We start from the raw sequence: 20094 nt of genomic DNA on the forward strand, positions 1-20094 counted from the left end.
GATGAGCCGTGCGACGAGGTCGCCGAGGGGAACGACGGACGGGCGCCCGGTGCGCGCCGCCGTCCGCTGGCTGGCCGGGGCCGCGCTCGGCGGCGCCGCCGCCCGCGCCGCGTACGCGTCGCTGACCGCCCGCCCGCCGGGCCTCGGCGGCGTCGCGGGCGACGAGCTGTGGGGCCGCACCAACCACCGGGGCGAGCCGGTCACGCTGCTGGAGGGCCCCGCGTTCGTCGCGGGCGCGGCGGCGGGCGGGCTGCTGGCCGCCGGGCCCGGCGCGCGGCTGCGCGCCGCGACGCTGCTGGCCGGGGCGGTCCCCGGCGCGCTCGGCGGCTACGACGACCTGTTCGGGTCGGGCACGTCGCGCGGCTTCAAGGGCCACCTCGGCGCGCTGGCGCGCGGCGAGGTCACCACCGGCGCGGTGAAGATCCTCGGAATCGGCGCGGCGGGCCTGGCGGCCGCCGCCGTGGCGGGCTCCCCGGCCCCGACGCGCGCCGGACGGGCCGTCGACACGCTGCTGAACGGCGCGCTGATCGCGGGCTCGGCGAACCTGATGAACCTGTTCGACCTGCGGCCCGGCCGGGCGATCAAGGTGGGGCTGCTCACCGGCGTGCCGCTCGCCGCGACGGCGGGCGGGGCGGTGACGGCCGCGCCGCTCGGGGCCGCCGCCGCGCTGCTGCCCGCCGACCTGGCCGAGCGCGCGATGCTCGGCGACACCGGCGCGAACGCGCTCGGCGGGCTGCTCGGCCTGGCCGCGACGCGGCTCGGCCGCCGGAGCCGCCTCGCGGTGTTCGCGGGCGTCGCGGGGCTGAACGCCGCCAGCGAGTTCGTGTCGTTCACCAAGGTCATCGCGCGGACGCCGGTGCTGCACCGGCTCGACATGCTCGGCCGCCGCCCGCCCGCGCCCGCGTCGGGGACCGTCCCGCCGCCCGCCGACCCCGGCGACGGCGCGGGCGACGGCGCGCCGACCGAACCGGCCGCGGGCACCGCGTCCTGACCGGCCGCCCCCGCGCCGAACCGCCCCCGCCCGACGCCGCGCCCCGCGTGCCCGATCCCCGTGAGCCCCCGCCCGTGACCCCTCGCCTCCGCCGCCTCACCGGCGGCCTCGCGGGCGCCGCCGTCGTCATCGGCGTCATCACCGTGCTGTCGCGGCTGGCGGGGTTCGGGCGGACGTACGTGTTCTCGCAGACCGTCACGACGTCCTGCCTGAGCCAGGCGTACTTCACCTCGACGCAGTTCCCGAGCATCGTCTACGAGATCGTCGCGGGCGGCGCGCTGGCCAGCATGGTCGTGCCGGTGCTCGCCGCGCCCGCCGAGCGCGGCGACCGCGAGGAGGTCCGGCGGATCGCGTCGGCGCTGCTGACCTGGGTCGTGGTGCTGATGGTGCCGCTGTCGGCGGCGATGGCGCTGGCGTCCCGGCCGATCATGGAGCTGCTGGTCGGGCCGGACCTGATCGGCTGCTCGCGGCACGACGTCGTCGCGGTCGGCGGCGACATGCTCGCCGTCCTCGCCCCGCAGATGATCATGTACGGGATGGCGGTCGTGCTGTACGGGGTGCTGCAGTCGCACCGGCGGTTCGTCGCGCCCGCGCTCGCGCCGCTGGCGTCGAGCCTCGTCGTCATCGGCGCGTACCTGGTGTACGCGCCGCTGGGCCGCGGGTTCGAGAACGACCTGGCGCGCCTGCCGCTGCACGCCGAGCTGACGCTGTCGGTCGGGACGGCGCTCGGCGGCGTCGCGATGGCCGCGACCGCCGGGATCGCCGCGTGGCGGCTGCGGCTCGGGCTGCGGCCCGCGCTGCGGTTCCCGCCGGGCGTGGCGCGGCGCGTCCGGCACCTGGCGGCCGCGGGCCTGGCGACGGTCGTCGCGCAGCAGTTGTCGGCGCTGCTCGTCGTGCGGCTCAGCTACCGGGGGACGGGCGGCGCGCTCGCCAACTACCAGTACGCCTGGTCGATCTACCTGCTGCCGTGGGCGATCCTCGCGGTCCCGATCGCGACGAGCGCGTTCCCGCTGCTGTCGGCGCGCACCGCGCCGGAGGACGCGGCCGCGTTCGACCGGATCACCGCGTCCACGACGCGGGCGGTGCTGCTGGTGTCGTGCGCGGGCGCGGCGGTGCTCGCGGCCGTCGCGGTGCCCGCGTCGGCGGTGTTCAACCCCGGCCGCCCCGACCAGCAGGAGGTGCTGGCCCGCGCCGTGCTGGCGTTCGCGCCGGGGCTGGTCGGCTACGGGCTCGTCGCCCACCTCGGCCGGGTGCTGTACGCGTGCCGCCGGGGCCGGACGGGCGCGGTCGCGACCGTCATCGGGTGGGTCGCGGTGATGGCCGCCGACGTCGCGCTCGTGTTCACCGTGGACGCGCACTGGGTCGTCGCCGCGCTCGGCGTCGGCAACGCGGCCGGGATGACGGTCGCCGGGGCGCTGCTGCTCGGCGTGCTCGCCCGCGCGCGGGGCCGCGCGGCGCTGCACGGGGTGCCGCGCGCGCTGCTCGCGGCCGTCGCGGGCGCGGTCGCCGGGGCCGCCGCCGGGTACGGGTGCGCGGCGCTGCTCGGCACCGGGGGGCAGTTGCGCGCCGTCGGGACCGGCGGGGCGGCGGCGCTGGCCGCCGGGCTGGTGTTCCTGGCGGTGGTGTTCGTGATCGACGGCCGGGACCTCCGCGCCGTCCTCAGCAGGAGGTTCGCACGAGATGTCCCCTGAACTGGGCGGGCTGCGGGTCGCGCTGGTGCTCGGCACGGCGGCGGGCGGCGTGGGCGGGCACGTCCGGTCCGTCGCGGCCGGGCTGGTCGCGCGGGGCGCGCGCGTCGTGGTCTGCGGCCCGGCCTCGACCGAGGAGCTGTTCGGGTTCACCGCGACCGGCGCGCGGTTCGCCGAGGTGGACGTCGCCGACCGGCCGCGCCCGGCGCGGGACGCGCGCGCGGTGCGGCGGCTGCGGGCGCTGCTGCGCGACGCCGACGTCGTCCACGCGCACGGGCTGCGGGCGGGCGCGCTGGCCGTCGCGGCGGGCGCGCGCGTCGCCGCCGGGCCGCTGCGCGCCGCGCGCGGCGGGGCCCCGCTGGTCGTGACGCTGCACAACGCCGTCATCGCGGGCGGCCGCACCGCCGTCGTGTACGGCGCGCTGGAGCGGGTCGTCGCGCGCGGCGCGGCGGTCGTGCTCGGGGTCTCGCCGGACCTGGAGGAGCGGATGCGGCGGCTGCGGGCGCGGCGCGTCGAGGCGGCGCTGGTGCCCGCGCCGCCGCCGCGCTCGACGCCCGGCCCGGCCGTCCGCGCGGACGTGCGGGCGGCGCTCGGCGTCGGGGACCGGCCGCTGGTCCTCACCGTCGCGCGGCTCGCGGACCAGAAGGGCCTGCCGACGCTGCTGGACGCGGCGGCGGGCTGGGCGCGCCGCGACCCCGCGCCGCTGGTCGCCGTCGCGGGCGACGGACCGCTCCACGACGCGCTGGCGGCCCGGATCGCCGCCGAGGACCTGCCGGTGCGGCTGCTCGGCCGCCGCTCGGACGTCCCCGACCTGCTCGCCGCCGCCGACGTCGCGGTCGTGCCGAGCGTGTGGGAGGGGCAGCCGCTCGTCGTGCAGGAGATCCTGCGCGCGGGCCGCCCGCTCGTCGCGACCCGCGTCGGCGGCATCCCGCCGCTGGTCGGCGCGGGGGAGCGCGGCGGCGGCACGGTGCAGGGGCCGGAGAGCGAGGCGGCGCTGCTGGTCCCGGCGGGCGACGCGGCGGCGCTGGAGCGCGCGGTGGGCCGCGTCCTGGACGACGCGGCGCTGGCCGTCCGGCTCGGCGCGGCGGCGGCGGCGCGGGCGGCGGAGCTGCCGACCGAGGACGACGCCGTGGACCAGCTCGCGGCGATCTACCGCGGACTCGTCTGAAAAAGATCGGAAACGGTGGAACGCGCCGATGCTCCGGCGCGTTCAACTAGGCAGTGGAGGGGAGTATCCCCGCGCGACGGTCTCGTCACTACGGTCGGCCCATGCCGGCCCGGGACCGCCGGCCCACCCGAACACGGGCGGGAGAGACCTCCGACGAGACGAGTCGGAGGCGTATCCATGCACGTCGCCCCCTGGGTCTGGGCCCTCACGATCGGCGGCATCCTCGCCGTGATCCTGCTGGACCTCCTGGTGATCCACCGCAACGACGACCGGGAGTTCACCACCCGGCGCGCCGCCTTCTGGTCGGCGGTCTACCTCGGCCTCGCCGCGGCGTTCGGCCTCGGCGTCTGGGCGTTCTCGGGCGGGACGCACGCCGCGCAGTTCTTCGGCGGCTTCGTCACCGAGAAGAGCCTGAGCGTCGACAACCTCTTCGTGTTCATGGTGATCCTGACGCGGTTCGGCGTGCCGAAGGCGTCGCAGCACACGGCGCTGATGGCGGGCATCGTCATCGCGCTGGTCCTGCGGGGCGCGTTCATCGCCGTCGGGGCCGCCGCGCTCAGCGCGTTCACCTGGATCTTCTTCCTGTTCGGCGCGTTCCTGATCTGGACGGCCATCGGCCTGGTCCGGGGCGGGGACGACGACGAGTTCACCGAGAACCGGCTGCTGCGCTTCGCCAAGCGGGTCCTGCCGACGAGCGACGCCTACGAGGGCGGGCGGCTGTTCACCCGGCGGAACGGGCGGCGGCTGGTCACCCCGCTGTTCATCGTGGTCATCGCGATCGGCTCGACCGACGTCCTGTTCGCGCTGGACTCCATCCCGGCCATCTTCGGCCTGACCACCGAGCCGTACCTGGTGTTCACCGCCAACGCGTTCGCGCTGATGGGCCTGGTGCAGCTCTTCTTCCTGCTGGGCGGTCTGGTGGACCGGCTGGTGTACCTCGGGCACGGGCTGGCGTTCATCCTCGGGTTCATCGGCGTGAAGCTCGTCCTGCACGCGCTGCACGAGTACCACGTCTCGTGGGCCCCGGACGTGCCGATCTGGCTTTCGCTGGCGGTCATCGCGGGAACGCTGGTGGCGACGACGGTTGCGAGCCTCACGGTCGGGACGCGGCGCGCGCGGGCGGCGGAGCGGACAGAAGCAAAGGAATCGGGCGCGATGGCGGGGAATCGGGACGCATGAGACCCAGATCACCTGGCGACGTGATCAGAATGCTGTTCTAGAATCTCAGTCCAACAGCGGCTTGAGAGAAGGTGACGCATGGCCATCGGGCTGACCGAAGAGCATGAGGCCCTCGCCGAATCCGTACGCGGTTTCGCCGAGCGCAACATCCCCGCGACGGTCGTACGGGCCGCGCTGGAGGCCGAGCGGGAGACCCGGCCCGCGTTCTGGCCCGCCCTGGCCGAGCAGGGCCTGCTCGGGCTGCACCTGGGCGAGGAGCACGGCGGGCAGGGGTACGGCCTGCTCGAACTGGCCGTCGTGCTGGAGGAACTGGGCCGCGCCGCCGCGCCCGGCCCGTTCCTGCCGACCGTCCTGGCGAGCGCGGCGATCGACGCCGCGACCGGCGCCAAGGCCCGCGCCGAGCTGCTGCCCGCGCTCGCCGACGGCTCCCGCACCGCCGCCGTCGCGCTGAGCGGCGCGTTCACCGGCCGCCGCGACGGGGACGCGCTCGTCGTGGACGGCTCGGCCGGGACGGTCCTGGGCGCGGCGCTCGCCGACGTCCTGGTCCTGCCGGTCGACGTCGCCGGGGAGACGGTGTGGGTCGCGGCGGACGCCGCCGACGTCGCCGTCACCCCCGTCGAGAGCCTGGACCGCGTCCGGCGCGTCGCCAAGGTCGAGGCCGCCGGGCTGGCCGTCCCCGCCGAGCGCGTGCTCGACGGGCTCGGCACCGCCCGCGTCCGCGACCTGGCCGCCGCGCTGTTCGGCGCGGAGGCGGCGGGCGCGGCGGGCTGGCTCGTCACGACCGCGGCCGAGTACGCGAAGGTCCGCGAGCAGTTCGGCCGCCCGATCGGGCAGTTCCAGGGCGTCAAGCACAAGGCCGCCCGGATGCTCATCGCGCTGGAGCAGGCCCGCGCCGCCGCCTGGGACGCCGCCCGCGCCCTCGGGGACGACGCCGCGGACGCCGGTTTCGCGGCCGCCGTCGCGGCGGTCGTCGCCGCCGACGCCGGGGTCCGCACCGCCCGCGACGCCATCCAGATCCTCGGCGGCATCGGGTTCACCTGGGAGCACGACGCCCACGTCTACCTGCGGCGCACGCTGACGCTGCGGGCGCTGCTCGGCCCGGCGTCCGGCTGGGCGAACACGATCGGGCGGCTCGCGCTGGACGGCCGCCGCCGCGCCGTCGAGCTGGAGCTGGACGACGACACCGAGCCGCTGCGCGAGCGCATCCGCGCCCAGATCGCCGAACTGAAGGCGATCGAGGACAAGGGCGAGCTCAACGCGAAGATGGGCGACGAGGGCTGGACCGTCCCGCACTTCCCCGAACCGTGGGGCCGGGGCGCGGGGCCCGTCGAGCAGATCCTCATCCAGCAGGAGATGAAGGCCGCCGGGGTCCGGCCGCCGAACCTGATCATCGGGGCGTGGCTCGTCCCGTCGCTGGTCCGCTACGCCACCGAGGAGCAGAAGGAGCGGTTCCTGCGGCCGACGCTGCGCGGCCAGATGGTGTGGTGCCAGCTCTTCTCCGAGCCGGGCGCGGGGTCGGACCTGGCGTCGCTGTCGATGAAGGCCGAGCGGGTCGAGGGCGGCTGGAAGCTCACCGGGCAGAAGATCTGGACGTCCGTCGCGCAGTTCGCGCAGTGGGGGTTCTGCATCGCCCGCACCGACGCGTCCGGGTCCAAGCACGACGGCATCACGTACTTCCTGGTGGACATGAAGTCCGAGGGCGTGGACGTCCGGCCGCTCAAGGAGCTGACGGGCGAGGCCGTCTTCAACGAGGTCTTCCTGGACGGCGTGTTCGTCCCGGACGACTGCGTCGTCGGCGAGGTCGGCAAGGGCTGGCAGGTCGCCCGCAACACCCTGTCCAACGAGCGCGTGTCGCTGTCCACCGGCAGCGGCGGCCTCGGCATGGGCGTCGCGGAGCTGCTGGCGTTCTACGCCGACCGCGAGCCCGGCGACGCCGAGGTCACCGAGATCGGGCGGCTCGTCGCGCAGGGCCACTCGATCGAGCTGCTGTCGCTGCGCACGACGCTCAAGCAGCTCAACGGCGTCGAGCCCGGCGCGGAGGCCAGCGTCCGCAAGCTGCTCGGCGTCCAGTTCAACCAGGACGTCGCCGACCACTGCTGGGCGGCGCAGGGCGACGCGGCGGCCACCGAGGTCCCGATGGCCGAGAGCGGGATCGTCGCGCGGGCGATGCTGTTCAGCCGCGCGATGACGATCTACGGCGGCACCACCGAGGTGCAGCTCAACATCATCGGCGAGCGGCTGCTGGGCCTGCCCCGCGACCCCGAGCCCGGCAGGTGACCGGTCCGGCGCGGGCGGCCCGTCCGGGTCACCCGCGCCGGCGCCCGGCGTGGACGGCGTTGATCAGCACGATCGCCGCCAGCGCCGCGACGAGGCCGGGCAGCCCCGCCTGGGCCGCCGCGATGGCGGTCAGCGGGATCGCCGCCACCAGCGACAGCACGGCGAGGGCGAACACCGCGTCGGGGCCGCGCCGGGCGCGCGGCGGCGGGGCCGGGGCGACGCGTTCGGCGATGAGCTGGGCGAACGCGGCGTCGTAGTCGGGTCCGAGTTCGCGGCGGGCGGCCATCGCGGCCGCGGCGTCGGCCGTCCTGTCGGCCGCCGCGTCGGCCGGTGCTCCGGCGCGGGGCGGGCGTGGGATCGTCATGGCGTCCGTTATAGGCGGCGGACGGCGTCCTCCGCGTCACCCCGGAGTCCCGGTCCGCCGCTGGTCCCTGAGAGGGATCGGCGGCGCGGCGGGCCCGCGTCGGATACGGTAACCCGTCGGTAAGCCGCCTCTTCCCCTCCGGAGGTACACATGCGCGTGGGTTCCGTCAGCCGCCTCGCCGGGACGGCCCTCGCCGCCGCGCTCGCGCTGGGCGCGTGCGGCGGGTCGGGCGAGAAGCCCGCCGCGTCCCCCGGGTCGCTCCCGCCCGCGACGACGCTGGCGCCGCTCCCGCAGGTGAACGCCGCGGACGTCAAGGCGCTCGTCGGCCGCTGGACCGGTCCGAACAAGGACTACTTCGAGTTCAAGGCGGGCGGCGCGGGCGTCTGGAAGAAGGACGGCCAGACGCTCTGGACCGGACAGGCCATCCCAGACGGGAAGAACAAGTACCGTTTCTCCTGGCAGGGGAGAGATCCGCAGTCGGGGTCGTACTGGGGTGCGACGATCGACGACAAGGGGAGGCTCGTGTTCGCGGGGACGAATCAGACGTACACGAAGGCGAAGGCGAAATGACCGGCGAGGAGTCGCCGTTCGCCTCGCCGGACGACGTCGCGCTGCGGCTCGCCGACGTCGGGTACCTCGCGGCCGAGCCCGTCACCACGACGGTGTTCCTCGCGCAGGCCCTCGGCAAGCCGCTGCTGGTGGAGGGCCCGGCGGGCGTCGGCAAGACCGAGCTGGCCAAGGCCGTCGCCGCGGCGACCGGCGCGGACCTGATCCGCCTCCAGTGCTACGAGGGCCTGGACGAGGCCCGCGCGCTCTACGAGTTCAACTACAAGAAGCAGCTCCTGGCGATCCAGGCGGCCCCCGCCGACCGCGCCTGGCAGGAGACCCACGACGACATCTTCTCCGCCGACTTCCTGCTGGAGCGCCCGCTGCTCGCGGCGATCCGCCGCCCCGAGCCGACCGTGCTGCTCATCGACGAGGCCGACAAGGCCGACGTCGAGGTGGAGGGCCTGCTGCTGGAGGTCCTGTCGGACTACCAGGTCACGATCCCCGAGCTGGGCACGATCACCGCCGTCCGCCGCCCGTTCGTGGTGATCACCTCCAACGCGGCGCGGGAGCTGTCGGAGGCGCTGAAGCGGCGCTGCCTGTACCTGCACCTGGACTACCCGCCGGCCGAGCGGGAGCGGGCGATCGTCCTCGCGCGGGTGCCCGGCATCCGCGCGTCGCTGGCCGAGCAGCTCGTCCGCACGGTCGGGACGCTGCGCGACCTGGAGATCAAGAAGGCCCCGTCCATCGCCGAGACGATCGACTGGGCGCGCACGCTGGTGGCGCTCGGGCTGGACGACCTGGACGAGGCCGCGCTGGCGAGCACGCTCGGAGTCGTGCTCAAGCACGTCTCCGACCACAAGCGCGCGGCGGCCGAGCTGGGCCTGCGGAGCTGACGGCCGTGCGCTCGCTCGTCGACCGGCACGCCGGGTTCCTCGCCGCGCTGCGCGAGGCGGGCCTGCCGGTCTCGACGGCCGAGGGCCTGGACGCGGTCCGCGCGATGCGCCTGCTCGACCTGATGGACCGCGCGTCCCTGCGCGCCGCGTACGCCGCGACGCTGGTGAAGCGGCCCGCGCACCGCGACCAGTTCGACATGCTGTTCGACCTGTGGTTCCCCGCCGCGCTCGGCGACGGCTCCGGCCGCCGGACGGACCGGCCCGCCCGCCGCCTCGACGGCGACGGCAAGCCGGTGCCCGCCGCGCTGGACCCCGGCGTCCAGGAGCGCCGCCGCGAGCTGGCGGACCTGCTGCTGGAGGGCGACGAGGCGGGGCTGCGGCGGTTCGCGCGCGACGCCGTCTCGTCCTACGGGCGCACGCCCGGCCAGGAGTCGTGGTTCTCCTCCGGCGTGCTGCGGACGCTGTCGCCCGAGACGCTGATGGCGGGCCTGCTGAACGCCGTCCTGCACGGGCAGGAGCGCGGCGGCCTCGCCGAACGCGTCGCGCGCCGCACGTTCCGCGACCGGATCTCCCGGTTCGAGCGGATGGTCGCGGGCGAGGTCCGCCGCCGCATCGCCGAGGACACCGGCGTCGAGCGCACCGCGCGGCTGTCGGTGCGGCCGCCGCTGGAGCGGCTCGACTTCCACCGCGCGAACCGCGCCGACCTCGACCGGCTGCGCCGCGAGGTGTACCCGCTGGCGCGGCGGCTCGCCACGCGGCTCGCGCAGAAGCAGCGCGCGGGCAGCCGGGGGCGGCTGGACTTCCGCCGGACGGTCCGCGCGTCGCTCGGCAGCGGCGGCGTGCCGCTGACCACCCACCACCGGCCGCGCCGCCCGCATCGGCCCGAACTGGTCATCCTGTGCGACGCCAGCGACTCGGTGTCGGCGTTCGCGAACTTCACGCTGCTGCTGACGTTCGCGCTGCGCGAGCAGTTCAGCCGGGTGCGGGCGTTCGCGTTCATCGACGGCATCGACGAGATCACCAAATACTTCGCGCCGGGCGTGGACGTCGCGGACGCGATGGCGCGGATGGCGCGCGAGGCCGACCTGGTGTGGGTCACCGGGCGCACCAACTACGGGCGCGCGATCAAGGTGTTCGAGGACCGGTACGCCGACGCGATCGGGCCGCGCACGTCCCTGCTCGTCCTCGGCGACGCTCGGTCCAACTACGGCGAGCTGTCGCTGCCCGCGCTGACGGCGATGGCCGACCGGGCGCGGCACGCGTACTGGCTCAACCCCGAGCCGCGCGGCGTCTGGGACACCGGGGACTCGGCGGCGTCCCGGTACGGCGCGGTCGTGCCGATGTTCGAGTGCCGGAACCTGGCGCAGCTCACCGCGTTCGTCGAGGAACTGGCCTGACGCGCGTTACGCCCCAGATCCTGTGACATCTGTGACGTACGAAACATTCGGGGTTACCGGCTAGTCTGCACCGTCATGGGACTCGACAGGCCGGCCGGTCGGCGCCGCGCGCCGATCGCGGTGCTGTGGCGGCTGATCGACGGCCGGCCCGGCGACTCCCGCGCCGCCATCGCCCGCCGCGCCCGCGTGCTGGTCACCGTCGCGAGCGGGCTGGCCAACCTCGGCGGCGCGCTCGTCGTGCTGCTGTTCACGCTCGTCCTGCCGAGCCCGGACGGGGAGATCCCCGCCCGCATCGAGACGATCAACGTCTGGCTGTTCACGGCGTACGTCACGCTCGCCGTCCCCGCCGGGCTCGTCCTCGGCGCGCGGGTGTTCCGCCGGGTCGGGCGGATCGTGGAGCGCGAGGACGGCGCGCGGCCCGGCGAGCGGTCGCTGCTGCTGTACGCGCCGCTGCGGCTGATGGCCGTCCACCTGATGCTGTGGGGCATCGGGACGGTCGGCTGGGTCGTCATCAACGCCGTGTACTCGGGGCTGCTGGCCGCCAAGCTCGGCCTGACGAGCCTGCTCGGCGGGCTCACCACCTGCACGATCGTCTACCTGCTCACCGAGCGGCTGCTGCGCCGCGCCGTCACCGCCGCGCTGCGGGCGGGCCTGCCCGCGCGGACGGGGCTGCCCGGCGTCGTCGCCCGGTCGGTGCTGGCGTGGGCGCTCGGCACGGCCGTGCCGATCCTCGGGCTGGTCGCGCTCGCGATCGGGTCGATCGTCATCGCCAAGGTCACGCTGCGGGACTTCGCCGTCGCCGCGCTGATCCTCGGCGGGACCGCGCTCGTCGTCGGGTTCGCCGTCACCTACGGGGCCGCGCGCGCCATCGCGGACCCGGTGGAGTCGGTGCGGCTCGGCCTGGCCCGCGTCGAGCGCGGCGACCTGGACGTCGAGGTGCCCGTCTACGACGCCAGCGAGGTCGGGCTGCTGCAGGCCGGGTTCAACCACATGGCGGCCGGGCTCCGCGAGCACGAGCGGCTGCAGGACCTGTTCGGGCGGCAGGTCGGCGTGGACGTCGCCCGCGTCGCCCTCGAACGCGGCATCGACCTCGGCGGGGAGCTGCGCCGGGTCGCGGTCCTGTTCGTGGACGTCGTCGGCTCGACCCGGCTCGCCGCCGAGCGGCCGCCGACCGAGGTCGTGCGGCTGCTCAACGCGTTCTTCGGCGTCGTCGTGGAGGTCGTCGGGCGGCACGGCGGCTGGATCAACAAGTTCGAGGGCGACGCCGCGCTGGCGATCTTCGGTGCGCCGCTGGACCTGGACGCCGCGCCCGCCCGCGCGCTCGCGGCGGGCCGGGAGCTGGCGGCGCGGCTGCGCACCGAGGTGCCGGGGCTCGCCGCCGCCGTGGGCGTCTCGGCGGGCGAGGCCGTCGCGGGGCACATCGGCGCGGAGTCGCGGTTCGAGTACACCGTCATCGGCGACCCGGTGAACGAGGCGGCGCGGCTCACCGACCTCGCCAAGGCGACGCCCGCGCGGGTCCTGGCGGCGGGGGACGTCGTCGAGCGCGCGGGCGAGCTGGAGGCGGGGCACTGGGAGCTGGGCGAGGCGGTCGTCCTGCGCGGCCGCGCCGAACCGACCCGGCTGGCCTCGCCCGTCGCCGCGGCGGACGAGGTTGCGGAGCCCGACGAGACCGTGACCGGCGGCCAGCGCTGACGAGCGGCATCAACCACGGCGCGAGTGCGTGACCCGCCGTCGGGAGGCGATGCCGAAGGCGAGCCTCCCGGCGGCGGATCGCGAAGCGATGCCGCGCTCGCCCAGGTCCGGTAAGGCGCGAGCCCCCCGGGCGAGCGCCTTGGCCGGAACTGCGATCAGGCCGCGCTGATGGTCGCGCCGGTGAGGGTCGTGTAGTAGTCGGTGAAGCCGGGGCCGGTCTCTTCGCCGATGTAGACGTCCGCGTGGTGTTCGCCGCCGTAGCCGGGGCGGAACAGGTCGGTGACCGTCCAGGTCGCGTTGCGGAACGCCGCGCAGACGTGGGCGGGGACGGGTTTGCCCGCGTCGTCGCGGCCGCAGCCGGTGACGGCGAACCGCTGGCCGCGCGCCAGGACGGACCGGTCGGCCGCCGCCGAGCCCCAGGCCCGCAGCGGGCGCGCGCCCGCGTCGCGGGTCGTGGTGTCCAGCCACCAGCCGACGCTGTGCGACCAGTTGAGGTAGCGGCCCGCGTTCGGGCCGGACGTCAGCCGCCCGCTGCCCTCGGTCCGCACGACGTCCAGGAAGTCCGACGGGTAGGAGCCGAGCGGGGCCGTGCCGTGCGAGCAGTGCAGCTCGGGGCAGCCGCGCACCGCCTTCGGCCGTCCGTGGTGGAACGACTCGACGGCCGTGTAGTAGGTGGTGATCTTCCACGAGCCGCGCGCGCCGAGCATCCTGCCGGGCGACGGCGGCGGCCCGGTCGGGACGCCGCCCGACGCCGCGTCGGGCGCGGGCGGGGCGGTGGACGGCGCGGCGGGCGCCGTCGGTGCGGCGGGGGCCGAGGCGACGGGCGGCGGGGCGGCCTCCTGCGTCGCCGCGTCCGACCGGGCGCCGCAGCCGCTCAGCGCCGCGCCCGCCAGCAGCGCCGCGAGCGCCGCCGCCGAACCCCGTGCTGAAGAACCCCGTGTTGAAGAACCCCGTGCGGCGGGGTTCCGTGCGGCAGGACCCCGTGTCGCCGAACCCCGCACCGGACTCACCGGCCGCATCGCGTCCCCCGTCCCGACTCCTGGCCCGTCGCGGCGTCCCGCCGGGGGACGCGCGCCGAACGCGACCCTACGACGGGCGGCGGGCGCGCGTCCCGCGCGGGGCGGAACCCGCGACGGCCGGGACCGGCCGGGTCAGTGGCCGCGCGCTATCCAGGCGTCCAGGTGCGGGGCCTCCGCGCCGATCGTCGTGGTCTCCCCGTGGCCGGTGCGCACGACGGTCTCCGGCGGCAGCGTCAGCAGCCGCCCCCGGATGGACTCGATGATCGTCGGGAAGTCGGAGAACGACCGCCCGGTGGCCCCCGGCCCGCCCGCGAACAGCGTGTCGCCGGAGAAGACCGTCCCCAGGTCCGGCGCGTGCAGGCACACCGCGCCGGGGCTGTGGCCCGGCGTGTGCAGGACCGTCAGCCCGGTGCCCGCGACCGGGACGACCTGGCCGTCCGCGAGGTCGCCGTCCGGCGCGGTGTCCGGGTGGCGCATCCGCCACAGCGGCAGGTCGGCCGGGTGCAGCAGGACGGGCGCGCCGGTCCGCGCGGCGAGCTCCGGCGCGGCGTCCACGTGGTCGTCGTGGCCGTGGGTGGAGACGATCGCGCGCAGCCGCCGCCCGCCGAGCGCCGCCGCGATGGCGCCGGCGTCGTGCGCGGCGTCGATGACGACGGCCTCGTCGTCGTCCCCGACGATCCAGACGTTGTTGTCGACCTCCCACGTCCCGCCGTCGAGGGAGAACGTGCCGGACGTGACCAGGTGCTCGACGCGGACCGCCATCAGAGCAGCACCACCGAGCGCAGCACGTCGCCCCGGCCCATCCGGTCGAACGCGTCCTCCACGCCGTCGAGCGCGATGGTCTCGGACACGAACGCGTCGAGGTCGAGGCGGCCCTGGAGATACAGGTCGATGAGCATGGGGAAGTCGCGGGACGGCAGGCAGTCGCCGTACCAGGACGACTTGAGCGCGCCGCCGCGCCCGAACACGTCCGGCAGCGGCAGGTCCAGCCGCATCCCGGGCGTCGGGACGCCGACGAGCACGACCGTCCCGGCCAGGTCGCGGGCGTAGAACGCCTGCTCGTAGGTCTCCGGGCGGCCGACCGCGTCGATGACGAGGTCCGCGCCGAACCCGTCGGTGAGGTCGCGGACGGCGGCGACGACGTCGGTCTCGCCCGCGCGGACGGTGTGCGTCGCGCCGAGGCCCGCGGCGGCGGCGAGCTTGCGCTCGTCCAGGTCGACGGCGATGATCCTCGCCGCGCCCGCGAGCCGCGCGCCGAGCACGGCCGCCGCGCCGACCCCGCCGCAGCCGATGACGGCGACGCTGTCGCCGCGCCGCGCGCCGCCGGTGTTGATCGCCGCGCCGAGCCCGGCCATGACGCCGCAGCCCAGCAGCCCCGCGACCTCGGGCGGCGCGGCCGGGCTGACCTTCGTACACTGCCCGGCGGCGACGAGCGTCTTGTCGGCGAACGCGCCGATGCCGAGCGCGGGGGACAGCTCGGTGCCGTCCTCCAGCGTCATCCGCTGCGTCGCGTTGGCGGTGTCGAAGCAGTACCAGGGGCGGCCGCGGCGGCACGCCCGGCACCGCCCGCACACCGCGCGCCAGTTCAGGACGACGAAGTCGCCCGGCCCGACCTCGGTGACGTCCGGCCCGACCGACTCCACCACGCCCGCGGCCTCGTGGCCGAGCAGGAACGGGAAGTCGTCGCCGATGCCGCCCTCGCGGTAGTGCAGGTCGGTGTGGCACACGCCGCACGCCTGGACGCGGACGACCGCCTCGCCGGGCCCGGGGTCGGGGACGACGATCGTCTCGATCCGGACCGGTTCTCCCCTGCCGGGGGCGATGACCCCGCGTACCCGCTGCGCCATGTGGGCGACCGCCTTTCCTCGTGGTCGGACGAGTCTAGGCGGGACGGCCGACAGGACGGCCGGCCGGGACCGTCGATCACGGGCTTGACCAGGGCTTTTCCTGAATGTCTGTTTAGTCCCTTAACAGTCGGGGACTCGTTGTCCCATGACATTCATCCTGTGGCTCATCGCCGTCGTCCTGGTCGTCTCCGGCATCTTCACGATCTTCGCGCGCCGCGAGCTGCTGTGGGGCATCGTCCTCATCGTCGTGGGACTGCTCGTCGGCCCCGGGGGCGTCAGCATCTTCACCTGATCCCCGCCCCCGACCCGCGAACCCGACCCGAGCGTCCCCGGCCCGCGTGCTCCGGCACGCGGGCCGCGCGCGTCACCAGCCGCGGGCGCGCCACTCGGGCAGCGCGGGGCGCTCGTGGCCGAGCGTCGAGTCCTTGCCGTGCCCCGGGTAGAACCAGGTCGAGTCGGGCAGCCGCGCGAACACGCGCTCCTCGACGTCGTCCAGCAGCGACCGGAACCGCGTCGGGTCGCCCCAGGTGTTCCCGACGCCGCCGGGGAACAGGCTGTCGCCCGTGAACAGGTGCGGCTGGCCCGACGCCGACCCGTCCGCGTCGTACAGCAGGGCGATCGAGCCGGGCGTGTGGCCGCGCAGGTGGACGACCTCCAGCGCGACCTCCCCGAACGTGATCACGTCGCCGTGCTCGACGGGCGCGGTCACCGGCACCGGCAGCGCCTCGGCGTCGAACGGGTGCGCGGTGACCGGGGCGCCGGTGGCCGCCGCGACCTCCGCCAGCGCCTCCCAGTGGTCCTGGTGGCGGTGCGTGGTGACGATCCGGTCCAGCGGCGCGTCCCCGACCAGGCGCAGCAGCCGGGACGCCTCGTTGGCCGCGTCCACCAGGAGCTGCCGCCCGGTCGCCGCGCAGCGCAGCAGGTAGGCGTTGTTGTCGTACGGCCCCACGGCCACCTTGGTGATCGTCAGGCCGGGCAGGTCGCGGACGTCGGGCGGGCCGCCGGCCTCGACCTCACCGGTGTAGCTCATCGTTCCTCCCGTCGGAGACCGCGTCCATCGCCGGACCATCCTCGCGCATGGCCGGACCGCGCCCCGCGCCGCCCCGCCCGCGGGAATCGCGTCACCTGACGCAGCGAACGTGAGGTTTCAGGCGGAACCTGGCGTCCAGCCGGTCCACCATGACCGGAGGAGGCCCCCCGCCCTCGCCCCCGGCCCCGAAGGAGGCGACCTTGCCCGACGACGCCGTGACCGGCGCGGTGCGCCCCGGCAGCTTCTGGGACCTGCTCGCGCCCCCCGCCCGGCAGGCGCTGCGCGCGATCGGGCACCGGTCCGCCGCGCGGCCCGGCGCGGCGCTGCTGCGCCGGGGCGAGACGGCGGGCGGCGTCGGCGTCCTGTTCGCCGCCGGGCCCCGCACCGCCGGGGCGATCCTCGCCAAGGAGCACCTGGGCTCCAGCGAGGGCCGCGAGTCGGTCATCGAGCTGTACGGGGCGGGCGACGTCGTCGGCGGCCTCGCGCCGTGGGGCGGCCCGCAGCGCGGCACCGTCACCGCGCTGGACCACCTGGCCGTCCTGCGCGTGGACCGGCGGCAGTTCGGCCGCCTGCTCGGCGCGGACCCGCACGTCGCCGGGGCGCTCATGCGCACCCTCGCCGAGGACCGGACGCTCGCGGGCCGCCGCCACGCGCTGCGCGCCGCCGAGCACCCGCAGCGCCTCGCCTGCCACCTGCTGGAGCTGGCCGAACGGTTCGGGACCGGCGGCCCCGAGGAGATCCGCGTGCCGGGGCGGCTGAGCCAGGCCGACCTCGCCGACTGGGCCGGGCTCTCCCGCGAGACGCTGGTCCGCTGGTTCCGCCGCTGGCGCGCGGCGGGCGTCCTGGCCCCGCGCGCCCGGCCGCTGACGGTCCTGGACCTCGGCGCGCTGCGCGCCGTCGCCGGGCCGTGGGCCGACGAGCCCGCGCCCGCGCCCGCCGCGTCCGCCCCGGCCGCGCCGCCGCCCCCGGGCCTGGCCGACCCCGAGCCGGTCCCGCTGGAACCGGGCGGCCCGCGCCGCCGCCTGCCCGCCGACAAGCCGTCGTTCACCGGGCGGGCGGTCAGCCTCCGCAAGCTCGACCTGCTGGTCGACGCGCCGGACGCGCCGCGCGCCGTCGTCCTCCAGGGCATGGCCGGGGTCGGCAAGAGCACCCTCGCGATCCACTGGGCGCACCGCGCGGCGGGCCGCTTCCCGGACGGCGTGATCTTCGCGAACCTGCGCGGGACGTCCCCGAGCCCGCTCACCCCCGCCGGGGCGATGGGGCAGGTGCTGCGCGGCCTCGGCGTCCCCGGCGACCGGCTGCCGCGCACCGAGGCGGACCTGGCCGCGCAGTGCCGGGCGCTGCTGGCGGGGCGGCGGGCGCTGCTCGTCCTGGACGACGCGGCGGGCGCGGACCAGGTCGCGCCGCTGCTCGCCGCGGTCGACGCCGGGCTGGTCGTGGTGACGGCCCGGCGGCGGCTGCCGGACCTGCTCGCGGGCGGCGCGGTGCGCACGCTGGAACTGCGCGAGATGGGCGGCGACGAGGCCGTCGCGCTGGTCGCGGCCGTCCTCGGGCCCGGCGACGCGCGGGTCCGCGCCGAGCCGCGCGCCGCGCTGCGCCTCGCCGACGAGTGCGGGCGGCTGCCGCTCGCGCTGGCGCTCGTCGCGGCCCGGCTCGCCGACGACCCCGGCGCGTCCATCGCCGGGACCGTCCGGGAACTCGCCGACACCGCGGGCGGGGACGGCACGGCCGTCCTGCGCACCGGCCTCGACCCCACCTTCGAGGTCGCCTACCGGGGGCTGCGCCGGGACCAGCGCGCCGCGTTCCGGCTGCTCGGCCTCGCGCCCGGCCCGGACGTCACCGCGACCGCGCTGGCCGCGCTGACCGGCGGCACCGTCGCCGCCGCCGAGGAGTGCCTGGACGGGCTCCGGCAGACCTACCTCGTCCAGGACGCCGGGCCGGGCCGGTACGGGACGCACGACCTCGTCCGCGCCTTCGCCCGCGAACGCGCCCTCGCCGAGGACGCCGACAGCGACCGGCTCGCCGCGCAGCGGCGGCTGCTGGCGGCCCTGCTCGCCGGGGCGCGGACGGCCGGGGCCGCGTTCGGCCGCCGCAGGCCCCGCGTCGCGGGCGGCCGGCGGGGCGGCCCGCCGCCCGACCGGGCCGCCGCGCTCGCCTGGTTCGAGGCCGAGCGCCGCACGCTCGTCGCCGCCGTCGAGCAGGCCGCCCGGCTCGGCCTGCACCGGATGTGCTGGAGCCTGGCCGACGCCCTGTTCGACTTCCAGGAGTTCCGCCGCTACAGCGAGGACAACGTCGCCGTCCACCTCGCGGGCCTGCGGGCGGCGCGCGCCGAGGAGGACTGGGGCGCGGCGGCGGTCATGCTCCACAACCTCGCGGTGGCCCACTTCGAGCTGGGCCGCGCCGTGCAGGCCATCGGGTACGCCGAGGACGCGCGGCGCGGCTTCCGGTCCGTGCCCGACGCGTTCGGCGAGGCCGCCGCGCTCGGCGCGCTCGCCGAGATCCACGGCGCGCTCGGCCGCTACCCGACCGCGATCGAGCACGCCCGCCGCGCGCTGGAGATCCACCGCGGCCTCGACGACGCGGCGGGCGCGGCGGCGGCCCACGAGACGCTGGCCCGCGCGGCGGTCGGCCTCACCGAGTACGCGCGCGGCGAGCGCCACGCCCGGCGGGCGCTCGCGCTGCGCCGCGAGCTGGCCGACCGGCCGGGCCTGGCGTCGGCGCTGCTGGCGCTCGCGCAGATCCAGCGGCGGCGCGGCGACGTCCGGGAGGCCGTCGGCTACGTCCTGGAGGTCCTGGCGCTGCGCCAGGAGGAGGGCGACCGGCACGGCACCGCGCTGGCCCTGGTCGAGCTGGCGCGGATGCACGCCGCGCTCGGCCTGCGCGACCTCGCCCTCCGCGACGCGCGGGCCGCGCTCGACCTCTGCCGGGGCCTGGGCGCGCGGCACGGCGAGGCCCGCGCGCTCGCCACCCTCGGCCGGCTGACGTGCGACGCGGCCCGGTTCGCCGAGGCGTTCACGCACTGCGGGCGCGCGCTGCGGCTGCACCGCGAGAACGGCGACCGGCACGGCGAGGCCGAGACGCTGGCGCAGACCGGCGTCGTCCACTGGCGGCTCGGCCGCTTCCACGAGGCCCGCGAACAGCTCGAACGCGCGCTGGAGATCCGCCGGGAGATCGGGGACCTGCACGGCGAGGCCCACGACCTCGAACAGCTCTCGGCGGTGCTGCGCGGCCTCGGCCGCGACCGGGAGGCGTTCCTGCTCGGGCTGGAGGCGCTGGACCTGTGGCACCGGCTCGGCGCGCGCGCCGGGCTGGCCGGGACGCTCGGCAGCCTGGCCCGCACCTACCTGCGGTTCGGGCTGGTCGAGGAGGCCGAGCGCGCCGCCCGGCAGGCCCTGCGGCTGCGGACCGCCGCCGGGGACCGGTACGGGACGGGCGTCAGCATGGACACCTTCGCGACCGTCCTGCGGGGTGCGGGCCGCCCCGTCGAGGCGCTGGACGCGGCGCGCGAGGCCCTGCGGCTGCTGGGCGAGGTCGGGGACCGGCACGGCGAGGCCGCCGCCCTCGGCCACGTCGCCCTGGTCCACCTGGACCTCGGCGCGGCGGACGACGCGCTGGCGACCGGGCGGCGCGCGCTGGCCCTGGCCGCCGACCTCGGGGACGCCCGGCAGCAGGCGTCCGCCCGGCACGTCCTCGGCCGGGCCTGCCACCGGCTGGGACGGTACGGCGACGCGGCCGACCACCTGCTCGCGGAGATCGACCTGCGCCGCGACCTCGGGGACCACCGGGGCCAGCGCACGGCCCTGCTGCGGCTGGGCGAGGCGTGCGCGGCGACCGGGGACCGGGCGGGCGCGAACGACTGCGCCCGGCGCGTCCGCGCCATCGACCAGTGGCTGGAGTCCGCGGGGCCGTGACCGGCCCCCGACCGGCCCGGGCCCGTTCCGGTGGCATGTGGTGTTCGAACACGTGTACGGTCGAAATGAAGCGGCCGGTGCCGCTGTTA

16 protein-coding genes are annotated in these 20094 nt (G+C 76.7%); 11 read left to right on the forward strand and 5 right to left on the reverse strand.

Going from position 1 to position 20094, the window contains the following annotated elements:
* Nucleotide 1 precedes the first annotated feature (1 nt).
* The 5 genes from G339_RS0124525 (at nucleotide 2) to G339_RS0124545 (ending at nucleotide 7303) form a co-directional block, all read left to right on the forward strand.
* Nucleotides 2-991, forward strand: coding sequence for a hypothetical protein (locus tag G339_RS0124525; RefSeq protein ID WP_240489889.1), 990 nt, complete (start codon nucleotides 2-4; stop codon nucleotides 989-991).
* A gap of 74 nt (nucleotides 992-1065) precedes the next feature.
* Nucleotides 1066-2682, forward strand: coding sequence for a murein biosynthesis integral membrane protein MurJ (murJ, locus tag G339_RS0124530; protein WP_019633707.1), 1617 nt, complete (start codon nucleotides 1066-1068; stop codon nucleotides 2680-2682).
* On the forward strand, nucleotides 2672-3847 hold the full coding sequence (locus tag G339_RS0124535; RefSeq protein WP_019633708.1) for a glycosyltransferase family 4 protein: 1176 nt from the start codon (nucleotides 2672-2674) through the stop codon (nucleotides 3845-3847). The genes murJ and G339_RS0124535 overlap by 11 nt, the downstream gene beginning before the upstream one ends.
* 177 nt (nucleotides 3848-4024) lie before the next feature.
* Nucleotides 4025-5026: a TerC family protein gene (locus tag G339_RS0124540; RefSeq protein WP_019633709.1), complete on the forward strand. Its 1002-nt coding sequence runs from the start codon at nucleotides 4025-4027 to the stop codon at nucleotides 5024-5026.
* A gap of 78 nt (nucleotides 5027-5104) precedes the next feature.
* A complete protein-coding gene (locus G339_RS0124545; RefSeq protein ID WP_019633710.1) occupies nucleotides 5105-7303 on the forward strand; it encodes an acyl-CoA dehydrogenase family protein in 2199 nt (732 codons plus the stop codon).
* 28 nt (nucleotides 7304-7331) lie between these two features.
* Here G339_RS0124545 and G339_RS37100 read toward each other — a convergent pair whose 3' ends face one another.
* Nucleotides 7332-7667 (reverse strand): hypothetical protein, encoded by a 336-nt coding sequence (locus G339_RS37100; RefSeq protein WP_019633711.1) that lies wholly within the window; start codon nucleotides 7665-7667, stop codon nucleotides 7332-7334.
* A gap of 150 nt (nucleotides 7668-7817) precedes the next feature.
* On the opposite strand from G339_RS37100, the gene G339_RS0124555 reads away from it, so the two are divergent.
* The 4 genes from G339_RS0124555 (at nucleotide 7818) to G339_RS0124570 (ending at nucleotide 12198) form a co-directional block, all read left to right on the forward strand.
* Complete coding sequence (locus G339_RS0124555) at nucleotides 7818-8237, forward strand: hypothetical protein (protein ID WP_019633712.1); 420 nt, start codon at nucleotides 7818-7820, stop codon at nucleotides 8235-8237.
* Nucleotides 8234-9109 (forward strand): AAA family ATPase, encoded by an 876-nt coding sequence (locus G339_RS0124560; RefSeq protein ID WP_019633713.1) that lies wholly within the window; start codon nucleotides 8234-8236, stop codon nucleotides 9107-9109. The genes G339_RS0124555 and G339_RS0124560 overlap by 4 nt, the downstream gene beginning before the upstream one ends.
* A gap of 5 nt (nucleotides 9110-9114) precedes the next feature.
* Nucleotides 9115-10506, forward strand: a complete 1392-nt coding sequence (locus tag G339_RS0124565) for a vWA domain-containing protein (protein ID WP_019633714.1) — start codon at nucleotides 9115-9117, stop codon at nucleotides 10504-10506.
* A gap of 75 nt (nucleotides 10507-10581) precedes the next feature.
* The gene (locus G339_RS0124570; RefSeq protein ID WP_019633715.1) at nucleotides 10582-12198 is read left to right on the forward strand and encodes an adenylate/guanylate cyclase domain-containing protein; all 1617 of its coding nucleotides are present in this window, start codon (nucleotides 10582-10584) and stop codon (nucleotides 12196-12198) included.
* A 155-nt stretch (nucleotides 12199-12353) separates the two neighbouring features.
* On the opposite strand, the gene G339_RS0124575 is transcribed toward G339_RS0124570, so the two are convergent.
* The 3 genes from G339_RS0124575 to G339_RS0124585 form a co-directional block, all read right to left on the reverse strand.
* The gene (locus G339_RS0124575; protein WP_240489890.1) at nucleotides 12354-13208 is read right to left on the reverse strand and encodes a hypothetical protein; all 855 of its coding nucleotides are present in this window, start codon (nucleotides 13206-13208) and stop codon (nucleotides 12354-12356) included.
* A 141-nt stretch (nucleotides 13209-13349) separates the two neighbouring features.
* Entirely contained in the window at nucleotides 13350-13982 is a 633-nt protein-coding gene (locus G339_RS0124580) for an MBL fold metallo-hydrolase (protein ID WP_240489898.1), read from the reverse strand.
* Nucleotides 13979-15064 (reverse strand): S-(hydroxymethyl)mycothiol dehydrogenase, encoded by a 1086-nt coding sequence (locus G339_RS0124585; RefSeq protein ID WP_019633718.1) that lies wholly within the window; start codon nucleotides 15062-15064, stop codon nucleotides 13979-13981. Before G339_RS0124585 ends, G339_RS0124580 begins: the two co-directional genes overlap by 4 nt.
* A gap of 145 nt (nucleotides 15065-15209) precedes the next feature.
* Between G339_RS0124585 and G339_RS39555 the strand changes: the two genes are divergently transcribed.
* Nucleotides 15210-15356 carry a GPGG-motif small membrane protein gene (locus G339_RS39555; RefSeq protein ID WP_019633719.1) on the forward strand — a complete coding sequence of 49 codons (147 nt, stop codon included), beginning with the start codon at nucleotides 15210-15212 and terminating at the stop codon, nucleotides 15354-15356.
* Nucleotides 15357-15428: 72 nt separating this feature from the next.
* Here G339_RS39555 and G339_RS0124595 read toward each other — a convergent pair whose 3' ends face one another.
* Complete coding sequence (locus tag G339_RS0124595; protein WP_019633720.1) at nucleotides 15429-16094, reverse strand: MBL fold metallo-hydrolase; 666 nt, start codon at nucleotides 16092-16094, stop codon at nucleotides 15429-15431.
* Nucleotides 16095-16294: 200 nt separating this feature from the next.
* Here G339_RS0124595 and G339_RS37105 point away from each other — a divergent pair, with 200 nt between their 5' ends.
* Nucleotides 16295-20005, forward strand: a complete 3711-nt coding sequence (locus tag G339_RS37105) for a tetratricopeptide repeat protein (protein WP_019633721.1) — start codon at nucleotides 16295-16297, stop codon at nucleotides 20003-20005.
* The last annotated feature ends 89 nt before the right edge of the window (nucleotides 20006-20094 follow it).

It is taken from the genome of Actinomadura atramentaria DSM 43919 (genome assembly GCF_000381885.1).
Classification (GTDB): domain Bacteria; phylum Actinomycetota; class Actinomycetes; order Streptosporangiales; family Streptosporangiaceae; genus Spirillospora; species Spirillospora atramentaria.